A 21,124-nucleotide genomic window follows, 5' to 3' on the forward strand; every position below is an offset into this window, starting at 1 on the left:
GTTCGCCCAACTCCTGTGCCTCCGGGACGCCCAACTCCCGCGCCTGCGCGACTCCCTTGATCGTGTCACTCACTGCTTGCTTCACTCACTGATCGTCTTTCTGGACTGCAGGCCACTGCTTGCCCGGCTGCGCCGGCGACTGCGCCTGCCACTGCCCCTGCGCGTGCACCGCGGGCAGTTGTACGCGGATGTGAAGGCCGCCTTCGGCGCGCGGCCTGAGGGTGAGGGTGCCGTCGTGCACCTGGACGATCCGTTCCACGATGGCCAGACCGAGGCCGACCCCGGCGTGGTCGCCGTGGACGCGTTCGGTGCCGCGCTGGAACGGCTCGGTGAGGGTGGCGACCAGCTCGGGGGAGAGCAGCTCACCGGTGTTCTCGACGGTGAGCTCCGCGGCGTGCGGGCGCGCCGTCGTGGTGATCCACACGGAGCCCCCGTCCGGGAGGTTGTGGGCGATCGCGTTGTGCACGAGGTTCACCACCAACTGCCCGAGCAGCGCCGGTGAACCGGTCGTGCGCGTGATCTCGCCGCTTGTTTCCACCGTCACGCCCCGCTTCTCGGCGAGGGGCAGCAGGGTCTCGCACGCCTCCTCGGCCATGAGGGACAGGTCGACCTCCTCCGGCGTGAAGGTCCGCTGCTCGGCGCGGCTCATCAGGAGCAGCGCCTCGGCCAGGTCGATCGCCCGGGTGTTGACGGTGCTGAGCCGGTCGAGCAGCTCGTCGATGTCGCGGGCCGGGTCGGCACGGGCCACGTCAAGGAGCGACTTGGAGATCGCCAGCGGTGTGCGCAGCTCGTGCGAGGCGTTGGCCGCGAAGCGCCGCTGCTCGGCGACGTGCGCCTCGAGCCGCGCGAGCATCGTGTCGAAGGCGTCGGCGAGTTCGCGGAACTCGTCGTCACGGCCGGGCAGCCGGATCCGGTGGGAGAGCGATCCGTGCGTGGCCATGCGCGCGGCGTCCGTGATCCGGGTGAGGGGGGCGAGCATCCGGCCGGCGAGGATCCATCCCCCGACGAGGCCGAACACCAGCAGGAACAGCATGACCAGGGCGGCCAGCGGTGCGAAGCCGCGGATGAAGGTGGTGCCCGGAGTCATCCGCCACCGGCCCGATTCGTTGGTCTGCAACCACCCCTCTTCCAGGAGGAACCACCCGATGGCGGCGAGCAGCAAGGCGCCGGCGAGCACGAGGAACCCGGCGTAGCTGAGGGTGAGTTTGAGCCGGACGCTCCAGCCGGGCTGCCTAGGCACGCTCCCCTCCAGGGGCTGTGTCGATCCGGTAGCCGACGCCCGGCACCGTGGCGATGACCCACGGCTCCCCGAGCCGCTTGCGCAGCGCCGACACCGTGATCCGTACGGCATTGGTGAACGGGTCCGCGTTCTCGTCCCAGGCCCGCTCCAGGAGCTCCTCGGCGCTGACCACTCCGCCCTCGGCTCCCACGAGCACCTCAAGGACCGCGAACTGCTTTCTGGTGAGCGCCACATAGTGCCCGTCGCGGAAGACCTCCCGGCGGAACGGATCGAGCCGCAGCCCGGCGATCTCCCGTACGGGCGGTCGGCTGTGCGCGCGCCTGCGGTCGAGGGCCCGCAGCCTGAGCACGAGTTCCTGCAGCTCGAAGGGCTTGGTCAGATAGTCGTCGGCGCCGAGCTCGAACCCGCTGGTCTTGTCGTCGAGCCGGTCGGCGGCCGTCAGCATGAGGATCGGCATCCCGCTGTCGGAGGCCACGATGCTCCTGGCCACCTCGTCACCGCTGGGACCGGGGATGTCACGGTCGAGGACAGCGATGTCATACGTATTGATGCTCAGGAGCTCCAGAGCGGTGTCACCGTCCCCGGCGATGTCCGCCGCGATCGCTTCCAGACGCAAACCATCGCGGATGGCCTCCGCCATGTAGGGCTCGTCCTCCACGATCAGCACTCGCATGCTCCGAGGCTACGAGCCGGGACATATCGTCGGCATATCGAAAACCGCATACGGGACGGCAACACCCTTCCTTCTTGACTGCGGCGTATGAACCACAGCGACATATCCGCAGTTCCCGCTCCCCACTCCGCGCCTCGTCCCGCACGGCGCCGCCCGGCCCTGCGCGCCGCCGTCGCGGCCGTGATCGCAGGTGCGACGCTGACCGGCCTCGCGGGCTGCCAGTCGTCACCGACCTCCTCGTCGTTCACCCAGGTCTCGCCGACCCCGAGCGCCTCGGCCACCTCGGCCGCCCCCGAGCCGTCCGCTTCCGAGCCGTCCGCCTCGAAGCCGCCCGCCCCGCCCGGCAAACGCGCCGACCACCGCCCGCTCGGCGAGCAGGACGGCCGCGTGCCCGACGGCGTGACCGTCTTCGACGAGCACATCGCGGCCGTGGCGAACCTCGACCCCGCACTGCTCACGGCCCTGCAGCGCGCGGCCTCGGACGCCCGGCTGACGTTCACCGTGAACAGCGGCTGGCGCTCGGCGGACTACCAGGAGGAGCTCCTGCGCAAGGCGGTCGCACAGTACGGCTCCGAGGAGGAGGCCGCCCGCTGGGTGGCCACCGCACAGAACTCCCCGCATGTCTCGGGCGAGGCGATCGACCTAGGGCCCAGCGCCGCCCAGACGTGGCTTTCGCGCCACGGTGCCGCGTACGGGCTGTGCCAGATCTACCGCAACGAGCCCTGGCATTACGAGTTGCGTCCGCAAGCGGTCACCGCCGGCTGCCCCGCGATGTACGCGGACCCGACCGAGGATCCCCGGATGCGGTGACTCCGTTTCGCGACGGGCCAGGCAGGACGCCCTGAGCCCGCGCGCGTTACGTAAACGTGATGTCCGGCTTCGTGCGCGACCTCTTGACCGGAGGGAGCGGTGAGAGCTCACTATGACCTCTCGCAGCCGCACCCCCCTTCTTGATCCAACTCACCGAGTTCCACCCCTGAACGCCCTCTCATGTTCGAGATTTCGAACAATGCCCGAGCCTCAGAACATCACCGCACGTCCCCGAACAGCACCGCTACGAAGGAGATCCAGCATGCTCACCAGGCGTAACTTCCTCACCGCGGCGGTAGGTGCGGCGGCCGCGGCCGGGCTCGCGGCCTGCGCCAAGGAGGACGGCAAGCCCTCCGGCTCCACCGGCGGCGGGGGCAAGGCGCTCACGCTCGGCTTCTCCCAGGTGGGTTCGGAGAGCGGGTGGCGCACCGCCAACAGCGAGTCGGTCAAGTCGGCCGCCAAGGAGGCGGGTTACACCCTCAAGTTCTCCGACGCCCAGCAGAAGCAGGAGAACCAGATCTCCGCGATCCGCAACTACATCGCGCAGAAGGTCGACGTCATCGCCTTCTCGCCGGTGGTCGTCACGGGCTGGGACGCGGTGCTCAAGGAGGCCAAGGCCGCGAAGATCCCGGTCGTCCTGACCGACCGCTCCGTGGAGACCTCGGACGACTCGCTCTTCGTGACCCTGGTGGGATCCGACTTCACGGACGAGGGCCGCCGGGCCGCGAAGATCCTGGAGAAGGTCCTGGAGAAGGCCGGCCACAAGGGCCCCGTGAAGATCGCCCAGTTGGAGGGCACCACCGGTGCCGCCCCCGCGATCGAGCGCGCCAAGGGCTTCAAGGAGATCATGGACGCGGACCACAAGGACGACTGGAAGATCGTCGTCAGCCAGACCGGCGACTTCACGCGCGCCGGCGGCAAGCAGGTCATGGCCGCGTTCCTGCAGTCGAACCCGGACATCAACGTCCTGTACGCGCACAACGACGACATGGGCATCGGCGCCATCCAGGCCATCGAGGCGGCCGGCAAGAAGCCCGGCAAGGACATCCTCATCGTCACGGTCGACGGCGTGAAGGACGGCTTCATCGCCATGTCCGAGGGCAAGATCAACGCCATCGTCGAGTGCAACCCGCTGCTCGGCCCCCAGCTCATGGACGTCGTGAAGAAGGTCAAGGACGGCGAGAAGGTCGAGCGCTGGATCAAGACCGAGGAGAGCGACTTCCTGCAGGACCAGGCCAAGGACGCGCTGCCCACGCGCAAGTACTGACCGGCCGCACGAGGAGCAAGGAGCGCTGCCATGGCAGAGCCGCGGCCCGTCCTGCAGATGACGGGCGTAGTGAAGGAATTTCCGGGGGTACGGGCTCTGTCGGGCGTCGACTTCCGGCTCTTCCCGGGCGAGATACACGCCCTGATCGGGGAGAACGGTGCGGGCAAGTCCACGCTGATCAAGGTGCTCACGGGGGTCCACTCGCTGGACGGCGGCACCATCACGCTCGACGGCGAGTCCGTGGAGTTCACCAGCCCGCTGCAGGCGCAGCAGGCCGGGATCAGCACGGTCTACCAGGAGGTGAACCTCTGCCCGAACCTGTCGGTGGCGGAGAACATCTTCATCGGCCGCGAGCCCACCCGCGGCGGCCGCATCCAGTGGAAGCGGATGCGCAAGGAGGCGGCGGAGCTGGTCGACCGGCTCGGGCTCGACATCGACGTGGCCGCGCCGCTGTCCTCGTATCCGCTGGCCGTGCAGCAACTCGTGGCGATCGTACGGTCGGTGGGCACCGGCGACCGTGAGACGCCGGGCTCCGGGGCGGGCCAGGCCCCGGGGTCCGGTACGGCCACCAAGGTGCTCGTCCTGGACGAGCCCACCTCCAGCCTCGACCGCGACGAGGTGCTCGAACTCTTCCGGCTCATGCGGCAGTTGAGGGACGACGGAGTGGCGATCCTCTTCGTCTCGCACTTCCTCGACCAGATCTACGAGATCTGCGACCGCATGACCGTCCTGCGCAACGGCACCCTGGTCGGCGAGCACCTGGTCCGCGACCTCGACCAGGTCGGCCTGATCGAGCTGATGATCGGCAAGGCGCTCGACCAGCTGGAGGAGCTGCACGAGCACCAGCTGCACTCGGACGTGGGCGAGACCCTGGTCAAGGCCGAGGGGCTCGGGCGCAGCGGCAAGATCTCCCCGTTCGACCTGGAGATCAAGAAGGGCGAAGTCCTGGGCCTGGCAGGCCTGTTGGGCTCCGGACGCACCGAGCTGGCCCGGCTGCTCTTCGGTGCCGACCACCCCGACACCGGCAAGGTGACCATCGGCGGCAAACAGGTCTCGATGAGCGCGCCGAACGACGCGATCGGCGCGGGCGTCGCGTTCTGCTCGGAGAACCGCAGGACCGAGGGCCTCGTCCCCGATCTGACGGTGCGCGAGAACATCATCCTCGCGCTCCAGGCGGCCCGCGGCTGGACCCGCCCCATCCCCGCCTCCCAGCGCGATGAACTCGTCGCCAAGTACATCAAGGCGCTCGACATCCGCCCGGCCAACCCCGAGGCCCGCGTCGGCCAGCTCAGCGGCGGCAACCAGCAGAAGGTGCTGCTCGCCCGCTGGCTGATCACCAGCCCGCAGCTCCTGATCCTCGACGAGCCCACCCGCGGCATCGACATCGGCGCCAAGACGGAGATCCAGAGACTGGTGGTCTCCCTCTCCGAGGACGGCATGTCCGTCCTCTACATCGCGGCCGAGCTGGAAGAGGTGCTCCGGCTCAGCCACACCATCGGGGTGCTGCGCGACCGCAAGCTCGTGGCGCGCCTGGCCAACGGCCCGGAGATCACCACGAGCCGGATCCTCGAGACCATCGCGAGCGGAGAACACCAGTGACCACCACGTCCCGCCTGCGAGCGCTGACGCGGCACCATCTCTTCTGGCCGGTGGCGGTCCTGATCGGCCTGCTGCTCGTCAACGTCCCCTTCACGCCCGACTTCTTCTCGGTCAAGATGACGGACGGCCACCTGTACGGCAGTCTCGTCTCGATCGTCCTGTTCGGCTCGCCGCTCATCCTCGTGGCGGTCGGCATGACCCTCGTCATCGCCACCGGCGGCATCGACCTCTCCGTCGGCGCGGTCGTCGCCATCACCGGCGCCCTGACCTGTTCGTACATCAGCGACCAGGCCGACCAGAGCGCGCTGTCCGCGGTGTTCCTCGCCATGGGCATCGGGCTCGTGGCAGCCGTCGTCTGCGGTCTGTGGAACGGCTTCCTCGTCGCCCGGATGGGCATCCAGCCCATCATCGCGACCCTGATCATCATGGTCGCGGGCCGCGGTGTCGCCCAGCTGATCACCGACGGCCAGATCATCACCATCAACAGCGAGCCGTACAAGCTGATCGGCGGCGGCTACTGGCTGACCCTGCCGTTCTCCATCTTCGTGGTGGCCGTGGTCGTCGCCGCCACCATGCTGCTCACCCGCCGCACCGCGCTCGGACTGCTCGTCGAGTCGGTCGGCGGCAATGCCGAGGCCAGCCGGCTCGTCGGCATCAGGTCCGCCCGTATCAAGATCATGGTGTACGTGTTCTGCGCGCTGTGCGCCGGTATCGCGGGGCTCATGATCAGCTCCAACACCTCGGCCGCGGACGGCAACAACGCCGGTCTGTGGATCGAACTCGACGCGATCCTCGCCGTGGTGATCGGCGGCACCGCGCTGACCGGCGGCCGGTTCTCCATCGGCGGCACGGTGCTCGGCGCCCTCGTCATCCAGACCCTGACCACCACGATCTACACGATCGGCGTGCCCACCCAGACCAACCTGGTCTTCAAGGCCGCCGTCGTCATCGCCGTATGCCTGCTGCAGTCCCCGAAGTTCCGGGAGAAGGTCTTCGGCAGGAAAACCCGCCGCAAGGTCACCGTCCCCGCCCAGCCCGTGGCGCCGGTCGAGCCCGCGCCGAAGACGGAGGTGTCCCGATGACGGCGACCGCCCAGAAGCCCAAGGCCGCCGCGAACGGCACCGCATCGCGCACCACCCGCCTGCTCGCCGACCCCCGGCTGCCGGTCCTCGTCACGGCCGCTCTGTTCCTCGCCATGTACGGGGGCGGCCTCAGCCGCTACACCAACTACGGGTTCGGCGAACCCCAGGTGTTCCTCAACCTGTTCATCGACAACGGCTACCTCCTGGTCGCCGCCATCGGCGCCACCTTCGTCATCCTGTCCGGCGGCATCGACCTGTCCGTGGGCTCGGTGATCGGCTTCACCACGATGTTCACGGCCTGGCTGGTGGAACGGCAGGGTCTGCCGCTGGTCCTGGTGGTCCCCATCGCACTCGGCGTGGGCGCGTTCGGCGGCTTCCTGATGGGCTATGTGATCCACAACTTCGAGATCCAGCCCTTCATCGTCACCCTCGCCGGACTCTTCCTCTTCCGCGGCCTGTGCCTGGTCATCAGCAAGGAGTCCATCTCCGTCAGCGACCCCTCGGTGGACACCCTGGCCCAGACCCGGGTGCCGCTCGGGCTCGGCGAGTTGTCGATCGGCGCCCTGGTGGCGCTCGCCGTACTCGCCGTCGCGTACTACGTCCTGCACCACACCCGCTTCGGACGCCGCGTGTACGCGATCGGCGGCAACGAGCAGTCCGCCCTGCTCATGGGCCTCCCGATGGGCGGCACGAAGATCGCCGTCTATACGGTGAGCGGCTTCTGCTCGGCCCTGGCGGGCCTGCTCTTCATGCTCTACATCCAGTCCGGGGACCCGCTGCACGCCGTCGGCATGGAGCTCGACGCCATCGCCGCGGTGGTCATCGGCGGCACCCTCCTGACCGGCGGCTCGGGCTATGTCGTCGGCACCCTCTTCGGCGTCCTGGTCCTCGGCCTGATCAAGAGCCTGATCACCTTCGAGGGCACGCTCAGCTCGTGGTGGACGAAGATCGCGACGGGTGTGCTCCTGTGCGCGTTCATCCTGATCCAGCGGACGATGACGGGGCGCAAGAAGACCTAGCGGATCAGGCCTCGTACGAGGCCTGACGGATCCTGCCGTGTACGAGGAGGGGAGAGGGGTGTCCCGGTTGCCGGGACACCCCTCGTACACGTGCGGCGGAAAAACTTCCCGCGGCGATGTCGAGATCCCGCGCCCGGCTCCGTCCCCGGTGCGAACGCGACCACAATGGGTCGTACCGGTGAGGAGAGACACCATGGCCAAGTACCTGCTTCTCAAGCACTACCGCGGCGCCCCGGCAGCGGTGAACGACGTACCGATGGACCAGTGGACGCCCGAGGAGATCTCGGCGCACCTGCAGTTCATGACCGATTTCGCGGCCCGTCTGGAGAAGACCGGCGAGTTCGTCGACGGTCAGGCGCTCGCCGAGGAGGGGACCTGGGTCCGGTACGACGGCGAGGGCCGGCCGCCCGTCACCGACGGCCCGTTCGCCGAGACCAAGGACCTCATCGCGGGCTGGATGGTGATCGACGTGGACAGCTACGAGCGCGCCGTGGAGCTGGCCGGAGAGCTGTCGGCCGCCCCGGGCGCGGGCGGGAAGCCGATCCACGAGTGGCTGGAGCTGCGCCCGTTCTACGGCGTGCGGCCGACCATTACGGAGTGAGCGCGTGCCGTCAGGGAGTGAGCGAGCTCCTTCCCGGAGTGAGCGTGCGGTGGACGAACTGCTCCTGAGGGACCTCACCCCGGGTGTGCTCGCCGTCCTCGTCCGCCGAGGAGCCGATTTCGCGGCGGCCGAGGACGCCGTGCAGGACGCGCTCGTCGAGGCCGTCCGGGTGTGGCCGGCCGACCCTCCGCGCGACGCGAAGGGCTGGCTGGTCACCGTGGCCTGGCGCAAGTTCCTCGACGCGACCCGGGCGGACGCGGCACGGCGCCGGCGCGAGGACCGCGTCGAGGAGGAGCCGGCGCCCGGGCCCGCGCCCGCGGTGGACGACACCCTCCAGCTCTACTTCCTGTGCGCGCACCCGTCCCTGACGCCTTCGTCCGCGGTCGCGCTCACGCTGCGCGCGGTCGGCGGGCTCACCACGCGCCAGATCGCCGAGGCCTATCTCGTGCCCGAGGCGACCATGGCCCAGGGGGTACCTCCCACGCCCTTAAGGCAGTGGGGGAGCATCAGCCGGGCCAAACGCACCGTCTCCGGCGTCCGCTTCGAGCAGCCCGGCGATGTCTCCACCGTCCTGCGCGTCCTCTACCTCGTCTTCAACGAGGGCTACTCCGGCGACGTCGACCTCGCGGCCGAAGCGATCCGCCTCACCCGCCAACTCGCCACCGTGATCGACCATCCCGAGGTCGCGGGCCTGTTCGCCCTGATGCTGCTCCACCACGCGCGCCGCGCCGCCCGTACGGCACCCGACGGCGGCCTCGTACCGCTGGCAGAACAGGACCGGGGCCGCTGGGACACCCGTCTGATCGCCGAGGGCGTGGCCATCCTGCAGGCGGCGCTGGCCCGCGACCGTCTTGGCGAGTTCCAGGCGCAGGCAGCGATCGCCGCCCTGCACGCGGACGCGCCCGCCGCCGAGGAGACGGACTGGGTGCAGATCGTGGAGTGGTACGACGAGCTCGTCCGCCTCACCGACAACCCCGTCGTCCGCCTCAACCGGGCCGTCGCCCTCGGCGAGGCCGACGGCCCGCAGGCGGGCCTCGCCGCCCTCGCCACCGTGGACCCCACCCTGCCCCGCCACACGGCGGCGACGGCCTACCTCCACGAACGCGCGGGCGACCCGACGACGGCGGCCCGCCTGTACACGGAGGCCGCAGCCAAGGCGTCCAACCTGGCGGAACGCACTCATCTGACGCGGCAGGCGGCGCGGTTGAATGCGGGCGGCGGGGGGTCGCGTGCGCGGGGCGCGGGGGGTGCGGGGCCGCGCACGCGGGACGCGGCACCGGACTGACCGCGCCGGTGCGGGCGCAGCGCCTTGGCTAGGGTCGCCGCCATGGCCGATCTCTCGTATCTCACCGCGGTCCGCGACTCGTACGACACCGTCGCCGCAAGCTACTTCGAGCAGGTCAAGCCCCCGCAGGAGCTGGACCCGCTGACGCGGGGGATGCTGAACGTCTTCGCGGAGACGGTGCGGACCGACGGCCTCGGACCCGTCGCCGACGTGGGATGCGGGCCCGGCAAGGTGACCGCGTACCTCGCCGAACGCCGGGTGCCTGCCTTCGGTATCGACCTCTCGCCGGCGATGGTCGCGCTGGCCCGGAGTGCCTACCCCGAGCTTCGCTTCGATGTCGGCTCCATGACGTCGCTGCCCCTCGCGGACGGCGAACTCGGCGGCATCCTCGCGTTCTACTCCACCCACCACACGCCACCGGAGCTGCTGCCGACGGTGTTCGCGGAGTTCCACCGCACCCTCGCCCCCGGCGCCTGCCTGATGCTGTCCGGCCATGTGGGGACCGGCCAACACCTGCGCCCCACACAGGCGTACGGCGGCCATCCGGTCTCCTGGGAGTCCTACCTGCTGCCGCCGGAGCAGCTCGCCGGGCTGCTGCGGCAGGCGGGCCTCGTCCTCACCGCACGTCTGGTGGAAGAACCGGCCGAAGGGTCCGAGCGGACCTACGCCACCTTCCTCGCGCGCAAGCCCCAACAGCGTTGAGACCGATTGCCTTTCAGGTGCGCGGGCCGGTGCGTACGGCTTCGTCCTGAGGGTGTGCCGCGTCCGGGACGCGGCGTCCTGCAGCGCGCATCCACGCGGGATGGAGCGCCGCGAGCGTCAGGCACGCACAGCACATCGTGCTCCACAGCCCGAACGTGCCGGTGTGCGCGATCAGTTGTGTCCCGGCGAGCGGGGCGGCGATCGCCCCGATGCCCCAGCTCGTTCCGTAGACCGCCAAGTACCGGCCCTTGCCCCCGGCGGGAGCGAGAGCCGCGACGAAGGCGTACGCGCGGCCGACCAGGAGCAGATCGCCCAGACTCCATACGACGGTGGCCGCGAGGTAGCCGGCCAGGCTGCCGGCACACGCGTATCCGGCGAGCCCCAGGGCCATCAGGAGATAGCCGCAGAGGAACGCGGACGGGGTGGGGAGCGTGGCGAGCCGGTCGAGACGCAGCAGCGGCTGGCCGGCGGCGATCGTGAGGGCGGATGCGGTGAACAGCAGCCCGGCGTCGGCCGGTTGCAGTCCGGTGAGCTCCAGGGACAGCGGCAGCGCGACCATGATCTGGAGGCAGACCACCGCGAAGAGCGTCCCTGCCGCGAGCATCACGAGCAGGGAGCGGTCGCGCCACGGGGCGACCGCGGCGGCCGGCCGGGTGTCCGCAGCCGCCGTGCGGTGGTCCGGGGGCAGGACCAGCTGCACGGTCAGGGCGCAGAGCAGGCAGGTGAGCGCGTCGGCCACGAACAGCCAGCGCAGATCCCAGCGCCCGAGGGCGGACGCCAGCAGGCCCGCGCCCATGCCGGCTGCGGCCAGGGCGGCGTTCAACAGGCTGTAGGCGCGCACCTGTTCATCGGGCCCCACCGCATCCGCGATCATCGCCTGACTCGGCGGCTCGTAGATCTCGAAGGCCAGCCCCATCAGCACCGCGCAACAGGCCGCGCTCGCCAGGCTGTCGGACGCGGCGATGCCCAGTTGCGCCAGCGCGCACCCGGCGAGCCCGACCACGATCGTGCGGCGCCGGCCGATGCGGTCGGCCAGGCGCCCGCCGAGCAGCCGCGAGGGGATCGTCGCGAGCCCGAAGGCGGCGCCGACGTACCCGGCGGCGGCCGGGGCGGCGCCGAAGCCGGTGGTGAGCAGCACGGTGAGGAACGGCAGCGAGAACGCACCGAGCCGATTGACCGCCCGCGCCACGACCAGCAGCCGGACCGTGCGTGGCAGCCGTTTCCTGCCTTGCGCTCTGCCTTGAGCTCTGTCCTGCACGCCGTCCTGCGTGCCGTCCTGCACACCGTCCTGCGTGCCGTCCTGCGCAGAGAACACGAACCCCCCTCGGCCGTGACCGACGAAAGGGCTATCGTCGGTTGCACACGTGGACGCTAGAGGCCCAAGGAGTGACCGGTCAAGTGATGTTCGATGGTCACGTAGCAACGCTGCTCGACGCAGCCGTCTCCCTCGTGAACGCGCTGACCGACGGCACTCGGCAGGGCCGCCCCTACACCGCGCCGCGCGGAGACCGACTCCCGCAGGCGGTGCACGAGGCGCTGCCGCTCGCGGCACAGCGCCCCGCCGCGATCGCCCCGGCGCACGCCGCCTACCTCGCGCGCGCGGCACAGGAGATGCGAGCGGTCTTCGAGGCCGTCGCCGCCGACGACATCGACCGGGCGGCCCACCTGGTGAACGGCCTGCTGGGCACCGCGGGCGCGCGGCCCCAGCTCGACCGCGTCGACGGCGAGCCCTGGCAGGTCCACTTCCACGGCTTCGAGGACAGCCTCGCCGTGGGCTGGACCGCCGGCTGCGCCACGGCCCTCGCCCTGGCCATCGGCTCCGACCTCGCCGGCCGCCTCGGCGTCTGCACGGCCCCGCAATGCGACCGCGTCTACGTCGACGCCTCCCGCAACGCGGTCCGCCACTTCTGCTCCCCGGCCTGCCGAAGCCGCGTCAAGGCGGCGGCTTTCAGGGCGCGGAGGGCGGCCCAGGCCTGAGGCGTCCGGCGACGCGTCGCGGGCCACGCGATCATCGAGGCTGAGGCTGAGGCCGAGGACACGGACGCGGTCGACAAGCTCCTCACCGGACACCCGCACCTCGCCAACGGCGGCACGGCCGGGATCTACGAGGTCCTCGACATGACGCCCCCTGCCTGAACAGGGTTGCGGCGCAGCCGGGGCTCGCAGGACACCCGTCCTCCGACCCGGCGGACGGCTCTGCCCGAGGCGGCGTTTGACGAAGAAGGGCCAGCACCGGGGAGCAAGTCCCTGGCCTGGCCCTTCTGTCCGTGCCCCCGGCAGGATTCGAACCTGCGACACCAGCTTTAGGAGAGCTGTGCTCTATCCCCTGAGCTACGGAGGCGAGACCTCGCGGTGATCCGTAAGGTCCGAGCCGTCCTCAAGGACAGCTCAGGACAGGGTAGCGGATGCGGGTTGCGGGAGTGGGGGGCCGGGTTCGGCTCGGAGGGCGGGGGCGGTGATCTACGCTCACCTCCCGCAGCGCGATGCCACACCTCTTGGCCGGTGGACGGCCGCGTCGAATCGAGTGGGGTGGGGTCGATGGTGAGAAGAGCAGCTGTGGTGGCGGCTGTCGCGGTGGGCGGCGTGCTGGTGACCGGGTGCGGGTCCGGGGTCGGTGACAGGGCCGGTGACGGGGCCGGTTCCGGAGCGGACAGGGCGGCGGCTTCGCCGTCGGCTGTGCGGGACTTCGGCAAGGTGGCGGTGCAGGCCGAGCTCGATGCCGCGGTGGCGGCCGCCGGGCTTCCCGAGAGCGTCGGAACAGGGAAGGCCGGCGAATGGAGCACCAAGGGCGACGACGGCAGGCGTCAGGAGGTGGCCGAGCGGATGGCCGCCTGCACTGTCGCCTGGTCGTGGTCGGCCGGTGCCGCTTCGGCCGACACGGCGGAAGACGGCCGGATGGACAGGAAGCTCAAGGTCATGGCCGGTGACCTGGCGGAGCGGGGCTGGCGGGAGAAGCGGCCGTTCGAGGAGGTACCTCTCGGAGAGGACGGCTCCACGGCGATGGCTGTGTACAAGAAGCGGGGCTGGACCCTGTTCGCGCGACACCATGATCTGGGAGCCCTGAGGGTGGCCACGGTCACGGCCACCGAGGACGCCTGCACGGCGAAGTTCACCGACGAGGAGTTGGAGCTCCTGGAGGGGGGCAGCTAGTGCCGCGTCCGGCAACGTTCGCCCCGTCACGACGCCCGGCACGCACTCTCGACGCACCGGCCGGAAGCCCCAGTACGTCCAGTACGAGGACTTCCGGCCGGTACGCCGAGAGCACGCACCGGACGCCGCTCCTTGACGGGCAAACGTTGCCTGACGCGGCACTGGCCGAGGGCGGAGGCCGGCCGCTCAGGAATCCTTGCGCAGCCGCGCCGCCCGTCGCCGGAGGTCCTCGGCGAGGTCGCCGAGCTCCGAGGTGCGGGGGTGGCCGGCCGCCGCGTGGGTGGTGAGGCGGGTCATCGCCGTTTCCGCGTACGTGAGGTCGTCGTGCCAGTCGTCCAGGGTTGTGCGGTGGCGCGGGTCCGTCCGCAGGCGGGCCAGTTCGGTGCGTACGGCGGCCAGTTCGGCGTGGACGCGGCGGCGCAGGGTGTGCAGGGCCGCCGAGTCGTCGACGTGGGCGGGCAGCCGGTCGGCGTACGCGGCGATGGTGTCGTGGGCCGTCGCGAGCCGGTGGGGGAGGCGGGACCGGGTGTCCTCGGGCCACAGGAGGTAACCGCACACGAAGGCGATGCCGCAGCCGATCAGGGTGTCGAGCAGGCGGGCCTCCGGCACCGCGGAGCCGGCCTGGCCGAGGGGGTCGGCGAGCAGCAGCATCACCGGGGTGAGGAAGAGGGTCTGCAGGGCGTAGTTGCGGCGGGCGTACGCCTGGAGCAGGCCGGTCAGGACGACGGTGACCGCGATCCGCCACCAGCCGGCCGGGAACACGGCCATGGCGGCCAGGCCGAGCAGCACGCCCGCAGTGGTGCCGGCGGCGCGCAGGACGAGGCGGGCGGGCACGGTGCCGAGCCCGGGGCGTACGACGAGCGCGACGGTGAGGACCAGCCAGCCCGAGCGCGGCAGTCCGCTGAGGGAGGCGACGGTCTGGGCCAGGCCGAGACAGACCGCGAGCCGCAGCGCGTAGCGGCGGGCGGCCGCGTCGTGCAGCCGGCCGGACAGGGCCCTGGCCAGGCGGTGCCGGGGAGCGGGCGGGGGTGATACGCGCCGGGGCGTGGCGGCGGTTTGTTGATCAGCGGCCCGCCCGCTGGTCCGTTCGGCAGGCGAGGTGGCCAGGCGGGCGATCGCCGTGTGGAGGGCCCGGGCGGCCGCGTCGTCGGGCCGGACCGGGAGGTGCGCGTCGGTCGTGGGCGTGCCCGCGGCGACCGCGTCCGCCACCTCACGTAGCGCCCGCGCATACCCTTCGACGGTTCCGGCGCGGGGTGCGAGCACCACGGGCGCCACCCCGATGACCTCCACCAGAAGGTCGAGGACGCCCGTGAGCCGTGCCGTCGCGCTGCCCGGACGGGGAGCGGACAGGCGTCGGACCAGGACCGTGTCGTAGGCGGCGTCCATCGCCTCGGTCACCGCGTGGCGGCGCTCGGCCCAGGTGCCGTCGGTGGCGTCGAGGAGGTCGGCGACCGCACGCAACGCCCCGGCCACCGCCTGCCGTTCGCCCTCGCCGGGGCGGCGCAGGGCGTGGCCCAGGGAGAGCAGCATCAGCGGGATCCCGCCGAGCAGGAACAGCAGCGGCACCTGCCACCACGGCGGCCCGGCGGGCAGTCCGAGACCCATGGCGGTGGCGAGCAGCAGCACCAGCGTGGCCATGTCGCTGATCCGGCCGATCGTCGAGACCAGACCGCTGACCAGCGCGACCACGGTGACGAGCAGGATCTGCGCCCATGCCTCACCGTGCGTGAGCCGGCCGAGCGCGAGCCCGGCCGCACCGCCGAGCTGCGGCAGGACGAGGGTCAGCGCGCGGGTGCGCCAGGGCGCCGCGGAATCGTCGACGGCCGCACCGTACGCGCCGAGCGCCGCAGCGGCCCCGAGGTCGGGCCGCCCGGCCACTTGGCCGACGGCCAGCGGCACGAGCATGCCCAGCGCTCCCCGTACGACCAGAGCGCGGTCCACCGGCACCGGCCGCGTCCGGACCGTGTGCCGCAGCCACGGCGGCCCGCCGCCGGTCAGGCCCATCGGTACGGCCTCTGCGTCAACTCGGTCCGGGGGAGGGGACGGTCGGGTGTCATGAACGTTCCTTCGCCGGGTGTCGGGTTCTGTGTGATCTACACCCCCCGAGCCCCACCCGCACGGACCGACCCGCCCCCAGGCCGGGCCCCAGGCCAGCCCCCAGGTCAGCCCCGCCCAGGCCAGGACCCCAGGCCAGCCCCGCCCAGGTCAGCCCCGCCCAGGCCAGGACCCCAGGCCAGCCCCGCCCAGGCCAAGACCCCAGGCCAGGCCCCCGGCCCCCAAGCCAAGCCCTCCTCAGCCCCGCTTGCGCGTGTTCCGCCCCATCCGGTGCCACGTGTGGCGGCGGCCGCGGATGGCGACGGAGTAGTCGTAGAGGAACTCCGGGTCCATCGAGCCCGCCGCGTAAGCGTCGCCGATGTGGTGGGCGTCGACGCCGATCTCCTTGGCGTTCAGGGCGAGTTGGGGCACGAGGTTGCGGTGCGAGCCCTCCTGGCTCGTGCCGATCGTGCCCATCGCGACGGCGCCGGCCGCGTGGATACGCCGTACGGCCTCGGCGGCGATCTCGCGCGTGACGCCCGGCACCGTACCGGGCAGCGGCACGAGCACACCGTCGGCGCCGGCCTCCGCCACGGCGGCCATCCGGCCGGCGTCGAGGGTCTCGATACGGCCCGCCATGTGCATCTTCCCGGACCAGATGGCGACGTCGTCGCCGAGCCCGCGCCGCAGCTCCTCGCTGGTGCGGGCGATGTCGTCGAGCGTCGCGCCGGTGGCCGGGTTGGCGGTCACGCACAGCAGGGCCACGCCCTGGTCGACCAGGCGCTTGGCGTTCTCGACGGTGGCCTTGCGCAGCTCCGGTACGGTGCCGGGCTCGAGGTTCACGCCGATCGGGCGGCCCACGGCGTCGGCGATGTCGGCGAGCCTGTCGAAGCCGCCGAGCACCGCGAGGTTCCAGCGGTCTCCGTCGAAGACGGTCTCCAGGGCGTTGATGATCACGATGTCCGCGCCGAACGCCGCGGCCACCTCGATATTGCTGACGCCGCCCGTCTCGTGGGCGCTCATCAGGAGCGTCATGTTCGCCCAGACTTCGGCGACCACGGCGCGGCCTTCGCTCGCGGCCACGGAGGCGGTCAGCTCGCGGCCGCGCAGGTGCGCGAGCTGGGCGCTGTCGAGATCGAGGATGCGGGACATGGGGTCCTTCCGGTCGGAGGGCCGGCGGCCCTCGGTGTGCGGCGCGGTGCGCCCCCCTCGCTTTCGCCTCCCTCTCGGGTATACCAAAGTCAGACCAGGCGGAAGCAGGGCCGAAGGTCCCGCACGCCGAGGTCGACCTGCTGCCCGTCCGCACGCCGCGGTCAACCCGAGCCCCCGAGGAACCCCCGTATGCCCCCGGACCCCACCTTCCACCCCGTCTCCGCCGACGGCGCCCAACCCCCGTACGTCCAGGCCGAACAGGCCCTCGCCCACGCCATCGCGACCGGCGCGCTCACCCCCGGACAGCGCCTGCCCTCCGAGCGCCATCTCTGCGAACAGCTGGGCATCAGCCGCGTCACCCTGCGCCGGGCCCTGCAGTCCCTGGGGGAGCAGGGCCTGGTCGTCTCGTCGGAGCGGCGCGGCTGGCGGGTCCGGCAGGTCGGCTTCACGCACTCCGCGGGCGCCGCGACGCAGGCCGGCTTCGCCGAGATCAACCGCGCCCTCGGCCGCGCGGTGACCGCCCGTGTGCTCCTCGCCCGCACACGCCGCGCCACGGCCGACGAAGCCGAACGCCTCCGACTCCCCGCCCCCTCCCGCGTATTCGAGCTGCACCGCATCCGCTACCTCGACGGCCTCGCCGTCTGCATCGCGCAGGACCTCGTGCCGTCGGCTCTCGCTCCGGCCCTCGCCGACGAGGACTTCACCACCGCCTCCCTCTTCGCGCAGCTCGCCGCCCGCGGCCACACCGTCGCCACCGCGAGCTGCGTCGCCCGCGCCGCCCTCGCGACCCCGCGGCAGCGGGGACTCCTCGACCTCGACAGCCGCCGCGCGGCCCCGGTCCTCAACGTCAGACGTCTCTCGTACGACGCGGAGGGCACGGTCGTCGCCGCGAGCGAGGAGCTCTACCGCGCGGACCGCTACGAGCTGCGCATCACGCTCGGCTGAGACGCCATTCCAATAGAGCAGTCCGCCGCCCGATACGGAGCAATCGGCCGCCCGAATCTCACCGGGCGACCGCCGCGAGAATCGCTTACTTTGCGCAGGCAGGAGGTCGGAGTTTCGGAGCTGCACGGCACAGAAGGCGCCACTGACCCATGATTGATTTCCTCAACCGGAACATCTTCCAGCCCCATCCGGAGCTGCTGGTGTTCATCACCGTGGCGATCGGTTTCCTTTTCGGGAAGCTGCGCTACAAGGCGATCGGGCTCGGCGCGGTCACCGGCTGCCTGATCGTCGGGCTCATTTTCGGCGCGCAGTTCAAGGTGACGATCGAAGGGACCGTGAAGAACCTCTTCTTCACGCTGTTCCTTTTCGCCCTCGGCTACCGCGTGGGACCGCAGTTCTTCCGCGGTCTGAAGAAGGACGGCATTCCCCAGGTCGTCAACGCCATCGTGGTCTGTGTGACGGGCCTGCTCGTGTCCTGGGCGTTCGTCTCGATGCTCGGATACGGTCCCGGGCTCAGCGCGGGCTTCCTCGGCGGCGCCCTGACGCAGTCGGCCGTGATCGGTGTCGCGCAGGACGCCATCGCCAACCTGCCCGGCCTGTCACCCGACGAGGTCAAGAACGAGCAGAACCTCGTCGCCGTCGGCTATGCCGTCTGCTACCCGCTCGGCACCATCCTCTGTGCCCTGCTCCTGGCCAATGTCCTGCCGAAGCTCTACCGCAGGAACCTGGCCGCCGAATCCGCCGAACTCGCCCGCGAACTCGACGTGCCCACCGACAACCCGGACCTCGGCGAGGGCTACTACCAGGTGGTGCTGCGGGCGTACACGGTGCAGCGCCCCGACGTCGTCGGCCGTACGGTGCAGGACTTCGAGGACCAGCAGAAGGCGCTCGGCCGCCGTATCTACCTCACGGCCGTACGGCGCGACGGCACGCTCCTCGAACACGACCAGCAGCGCGTCCTGAAGGAAGGCGACGTGGTCGCGGTCAGCGCGCTGCGCCACGATCTCGTGGACTACGACGCACGCACCCACATCGGCAGCGAAGCGGACGACACCGAGCTGCTCGGCTACCAGACCGAGACGCTGCACGTCATCGCCTCCGAGAAGGCCCAGCTGGGCAGGACCGTCGGCGAGCTGCGGGCCGAGCCGTTCATGGTGGGCGTCTACATCGACAAGATCTACCGCTCGGGCTCCGCGTTCCCCGTGATGCTGTCCACGAAGATCGAGCGCGGTGACACGCTCATCCTGACCGGGCCCAAGCGCCTGGTGGACCCGGCCGGTGCGGCGATCGGCAAGCCCGTGCCGACCTCGTTCGCGAGCGACATGGTCTGGGTCGGGCTCGGCACCTTCCTCGGCGGCTGCCTCGGCGTGCTGGCCGTCACGGCGGGCGGTGTGCCGATCTCCCTGTCCACCTCCGGCGGCGCGCTCATCATGGGCCTGGTCTTCGGCTGGATCCGCAGCAAGTACCCGACCTTCGGCAACGTACCGCCGGGCGCGCAGTGGTTCATGGACACCCTCGGCCTGTGCATGTTCGTCGCGATCGTCGGGCTCAACGCCGGACCGACCTTCACCGAGGGTCTCTCCACGGCAGGTTGGGGACTGCTCGTGTGGGGCGCCGTCGCCACCCTGATCCCGCTGCTCGTCGGCTTCCTGGTCGGCCACCACATCCAGAAGATCCGCTTCCCGATCCTCATGGGCGTCCTGGCCGGCGGCCAGACCACGACGGCCGCGATCGGCGCGGTCAACGAAGAGTCCAAATCCCAGGTGCCCACGCTCGGTTACACCATCCCGTACGCGGTCTCCAACGTGCTCCTGACCATCTGGGGCGCCGTCATCGTCCTGCTCCACCACTGATCCACGTAAGGAAAGAGCATGCCCAAGAGCACCCTGTCGCGTGAGCAGATCAAGGGATACGCGCAGCTGTCCCCGTTCGAGCTGAAGAACGTGTTCATCGACCTCGCGCAGAAGGCGCAGGCCGACCAGCCCGGACAGAAGGACAAGTCCTCGGTCCAGATGCTCAACGCGGGCCGCGGCAACCCGAACTGGGTGGCCACCGGACCGCGCGAGGCCTTCTACGCGCTCGGCTACTTCGCCCTGGCGGAGTCCCAGCGGGTGTGGACGGCGGACAACCTGGGCGGCATGCCCGAACTCGTGGGCTCCGGCGAGCGGTTCGACACCTTCGTGCGCCGCCACCCCGATCTGCCCGGCATCGAGCTCCTGCAGAACTGCGTGGAACACGCCGTCAAGCGCTTCGGATTCGAGAAGGACGCCTTCGTCCACGAGCTGTCCGACTGCGCGATCGGCGACAACTATCCGGTGCCCGACCGGATCATGCCGCACGCCGAGAAAATCATCCGCGGCTATATCGGCGACGAGCTCTTCGACAAGAAGCCGCCGCCCGGGAACATCTCCTACTTCGCGACCGAGGGCGGCACCGCCGCCATGTGCTACATCTTCGACTCCCTCGTGAAGAACAGGCTCCTCAAGAAGGGCGACAAGATCGCCCTCATGGTCCCCGTCTTCACCCCGTACATCGAGATCCCCGAACTCGACACGTATGAATTCGAGGTCGTCTTCATCAACGCCTCGCGATTCGTCGAGGAGGGCGTACGGGAATGGCGCTATCCGGCCGAGGAAGTGGCCAAGCTCGAAGACCCGGACATCAAGGCGCTCTGCCTGGTCAACCCGTCCAACCCGCCCTCCCTGGCGCTCAGTCAGCGGGTCGCCGACCAGATCAAGGACATCGTCGCGACCAGGAACCCGAACCTGCTCGTCGTCACCGACGACGTCTACGGCACCTTCGTGGAGGGCTTCCGCTCGATTGCCGCCGACCTGCCGCGCAACACCCTCCTCGTGTACTCGTATTCAAAGCACTACGGGTGCACCGGCTGGCGCATCGGCGTCATCGGCCTGCACGACGACAACGTGATCGACGAGATGATCGCGAACCTGCCCCAGGAGGAGAAGGACCTCCTGAACAAGCGGTACGGCACGCTCACGCTCGAACCGGAGAAGATCAAGTTCATCGACCGGCTCGTCGCCGACTCGCGTCAGGTGGCCCTCAACCACACCGCCGGGCTCTCGCTGCCGCAGCAGATGATGATGTCCCTCTTCTCGCTCTTCACGATGCTGGAGGAGGGCCAGGCCTACAAGCACCGGATCCGCGAGATCGTCCGTACCCGGCTCGACCTGCTGCTCGAAGCCGCCCAGATGAAGATCGCCGACGACCCGCAGCGGGCCGGCTACTACATCGAGCTCGATCTGCTCGCCGAGGCCGAGCGCCAGCAGGGCCCGGAGTTCGCCGCGTTCCTGGAGCAGAACTACGAGCCCGTCGACCCGCTGTTCCGCCTCGCCGAGCAGACCGGTGTGGTGCTCCTGAACGGCGGCGGATTCGAGGGCCCCGAGTGGTCCGTGCGCGCCTCGCTCGCCAACCTCGACGACCTCGACTACCTGAAGATCGGCCACTACCTGAAGGCGATCTTCGACGACTACATCGCGGAGTGGCAGGCGTCGAAGGCGTAGGAGCGCCGCACGGAGCACGAACAGGGCCCGCAACCACGGAGGTT

18 protein-coding genes and 1 tRNA gene are annotated in these 21,124 nt (G+C 70.6%); 13 read left to right on the forward strand and 6 right to left on the reverse strand.

What is annotated here, in order from left to right; genetic code table 11:
- Nucleotides 1-85: 85 nt before the first annotated feature.
- Entirely contained in the window at nucleotides 86-1,240 is a 1,155-nt protein-coding gene (locus H9Y04_RS41465; protein WP_308801930.1) for a sensor histidine kinase, read from the reverse strand.
- Nucleotides 1,233-1,913: a response regulator transcription factor gene (locus tag H9Y04_RS41470; RefSeq protein WP_187819444.1), complete on the reverse strand. Its 681-nt coding sequence runs from the start codon at nucleotides 1,911-1,913 to the stop codon at nucleotides 1,233-1,235. The genes H9Y04_RS41465 and H9Y04_RS41470 overlap by 8 nt, the downstream gene beginning before the upstream one ends.
- A gap of 87 nt (nucleotides 1,914-2,000) precedes the next feature.
- Between H9Y04_RS41470 and H9Y04_RS41475 the strand changes: the two genes are divergently transcribed.
- From H9Y04_RS41475 to H9Y04_RS41510, 8 genes are all read left to right on the forward strand, one after another.
- Nucleotides 2,001-2,723 carry a M15 family metallopeptidase gene (locus tag H9Y04_RS41475; protein WP_187819445.1) on the forward strand — a complete coding sequence of 241 codons (723 nt, stop codon included), beginning with the start codon at nucleotides 2,001-2,003 and terminating at the stop codon, nucleotides 2,721-2,723.
- A gap of 262 nt (nucleotides 2,724-2,985) precedes the next feature.
- Nucleotides 2,986-3,990, forward strand: a complete 1,005-nt coding sequence (locus H9Y04_RS41480) for an ABC transporter substrate-binding protein (protein WP_187819446.1) — start codon at nucleotides 2,986-2,988, stop codon at nucleotides 3,988-3,990.
- Between the two features lie 30 nt (nucleotides 3,991-4,020).
- On the forward strand, nucleotides 4,021-5,589 hold the full coding sequence (locus H9Y04_RS41485; protein WP_187819447.1) for a sugar ABC transporter ATP-binding protein: 1,569 nt from the start codon (nucleotides 4,021-4,023) through the stop codon (nucleotides 5,587-5,589).
- On the forward strand, nucleotides 5,586-6,671 hold the full coding sequence (locus H9Y04_RS41490; RefSeq protein ID WP_187819448.1) for an ABC transporter permease: 1,086 nt from the start codon (nucleotides 5,586-5,588) through the stop codon (nucleotides 6,669-6,671). Before H9Y04_RS41485 ends, H9Y04_RS41490 begins: the two co-directional genes overlap by 4 nt.
- Entirely contained in the window at nucleotides 6,668-7,690 is a 1,023-nt protein-coding gene (yjfF, locus tag H9Y04_RS41495; protein WP_187819449.1) for a galactofuranose ABC transporter, permease protein YjfF, read from the forward strand. The genes H9Y04_RS41490 and yjfF overlap by 4 nt, the downstream gene beginning before the upstream one ends.
- Before the next feature lie 193 nt (nucleotides 7,691-7,883).
- On the forward strand, nucleotides 7,884-8,291 hold the full coding sequence (locus tag H9Y04_RS41500) for a YciI family protein (protein WP_187819450.1): 408 nt from the start codon (nucleotides 7,884-7,886) through the stop codon (nucleotides 8,289-8,291).
- A 49-nt stretch (nucleotides 8,292-8,340) separates the two neighbouring features.
- Nucleotides 8,341-9,576 carry an RNA polymerase sigma factor gene (locus H9Y04_RS41505; RefSeq protein ID WP_187819451.1) on the forward strand — a complete coding sequence of 412 codons (1,236 nt, stop codon included), beginning with the start codon at nucleotides 8,341-8,343 and terminating at the stop codon, nucleotides 9,574-9,576.
- A 42-nt stretch (nucleotides 9,577-9,618) separates the two neighbouring features.
- Nucleotides 9,619-10,278 (forward strand): class I SAM-dependent methyltransferase, encoded by a 660-nt coding sequence (locus tag H9Y04_RS41510; protein ID WP_187819452.1) that lies wholly within the window; start codon nucleotides 9,619-9,621, stop codon nucleotides 10,276-10,278.
- A 13-nt stretch (nucleotides 10,279-10,291) separates the two neighbouring features.
- Here the strand turns inward: H9Y04_RS41510 and H9Y04_RS41515 are convergent, their stop codons facing one another.
- Nucleotides 10,292-11,593, reverse strand: coding sequence for an MFS transporter (locus H9Y04_RS41515; protein WP_308801932.1), 1,302 nt, complete (start codon nucleotides 11,591-11,593; stop codon nucleotides 10,292-10,294).
- An 86-nt stretch (nucleotides 11,594-11,679) separates the two neighbouring features.
- Here H9Y04_RS41515 and H9Y04_RS41520 point away from each other — a divergent pair, with 86 nt between their 5' ends.
- On the forward strand, nucleotides 11,680-12,255 hold the full coding sequence (locus H9Y04_RS41520) for a CGNR zinc finger domain-containing protein (RefSeq protein ID WP_187819453.1): 576 nt from the start codon (nucleotides 11,680-11,682) through the stop codon (nucleotides 12,253-12,255).
- 291 nt (nucleotides 12,256-12,546) lie between these two features.
- Here the strand turns inward: H9Y04_RS41520 and H9Y04_RS41525 are convergent.
- Nucleotides 12,547-12,619 (reverse strand) — tRNA-Arg (locus H9Y04_RS41525).
- Between the two features lie 197 nt (nucleotides 12,620-12,816).
- Here H9Y04_RS41525 and H9Y04_RS41530 point away from each other — a divergent pair.
- Nucleotides 12,817-13,428: a hypothetical protein gene (locus tag H9Y04_RS41530; protein ID WP_187819454.1), complete on the forward strand. Its 612-nt coding sequence runs from the start codon at nucleotides 12,817-12,819 to the stop codon at nucleotides 13,426-13,428.
- A gap of 186 nt (nucleotides 13,429-13,614) precedes the next feature.
- Here H9Y04_RS41530 and H9Y04_RS41535 read toward each other — a convergent pair whose 3' ends face one another.
- Both H9Y04_RS41535 and H9Y04_RS41540 read right to left on the reverse strand, forming a co-directional pair.
- Entirely contained in the window at nucleotides 13,615-15,432 is a 1,818-nt protein-coding gene (locus H9Y04_RS41535) for an FUSC family protein (protein ID WP_187819455.1), read from the reverse strand.
- Between the two features lie 288 nt (nucleotides 15,433-15,720).
- Nucleotides 15,721-16,614 (reverse strand): DUF7916 family protein, encoded by an 894-nt coding sequence (locus tag H9Y04_RS41540; protein ID WP_187819456.1) that lies wholly within the window; start codon nucleotides 16,612-16,614, stop codon nucleotides 15,721-15,723.
- 189 nt (nucleotides 16,615-16,803) lie between these two features.
- On the opposite strand from H9Y04_RS41540, the gene H9Y04_RS41545 reads away from it, so the two are divergent.
- The 3 genes from H9Y04_RS41545 (at nucleotide 16,804) to H9Y04_RS41555 (ending at nucleotide 21,080) form a co-directional block, all read left to right on the forward strand.
- A complete protein-coding gene (locus H9Y04_RS41545) occupies nucleotides 16,804-17,559 on the forward strand; it encodes a GntR family transcriptional regulator (protein WP_187819457.1) in 756 nt (251 codons plus the stop codon).
- A 149-nt stretch (nucleotides 17,560-17,708) separates the two neighbouring features.
- The gene (gene aspT, locus H9Y04_RS41550) at nucleotides 17,709-19,412 is read left to right on the forward strand and encodes an aspartate-alanine antiporter (RefSeq protein WP_187819458.1); all 1,704 of its coding nucleotides are present in this window, start codon (nucleotides 17,709-17,711) and stop codon (nucleotides 19,410-19,412) included.
- An 18-nt stretch (nucleotides 19,413-19,430) separates the two neighbouring features.
- Nucleotides 19,431-21,080, forward strand: a complete 1,650-nt coding sequence (locus H9Y04_RS41555) for a bifunctional aspartate transaminase/aspartate 4-decarboxylase (RefSeq protein ID WP_187819459.1) — start codon at nucleotides 19,431-19,433, stop codon at nucleotides 21,078-21,080.
- Nucleotides 21,081-21,124: the final 44 nt, after the last annotated feature.

The sequence above is a fragment of the Streptomyces polyasparticus genome, from assembly GCF_014493765.1.
Classification (GTDB): domain Bacteria; phylum Actinomycetota; class Actinomycetes; order Streptomycetales; family Streptomycetaceae; genus Streptomyces; species Streptomyces polyasparticus.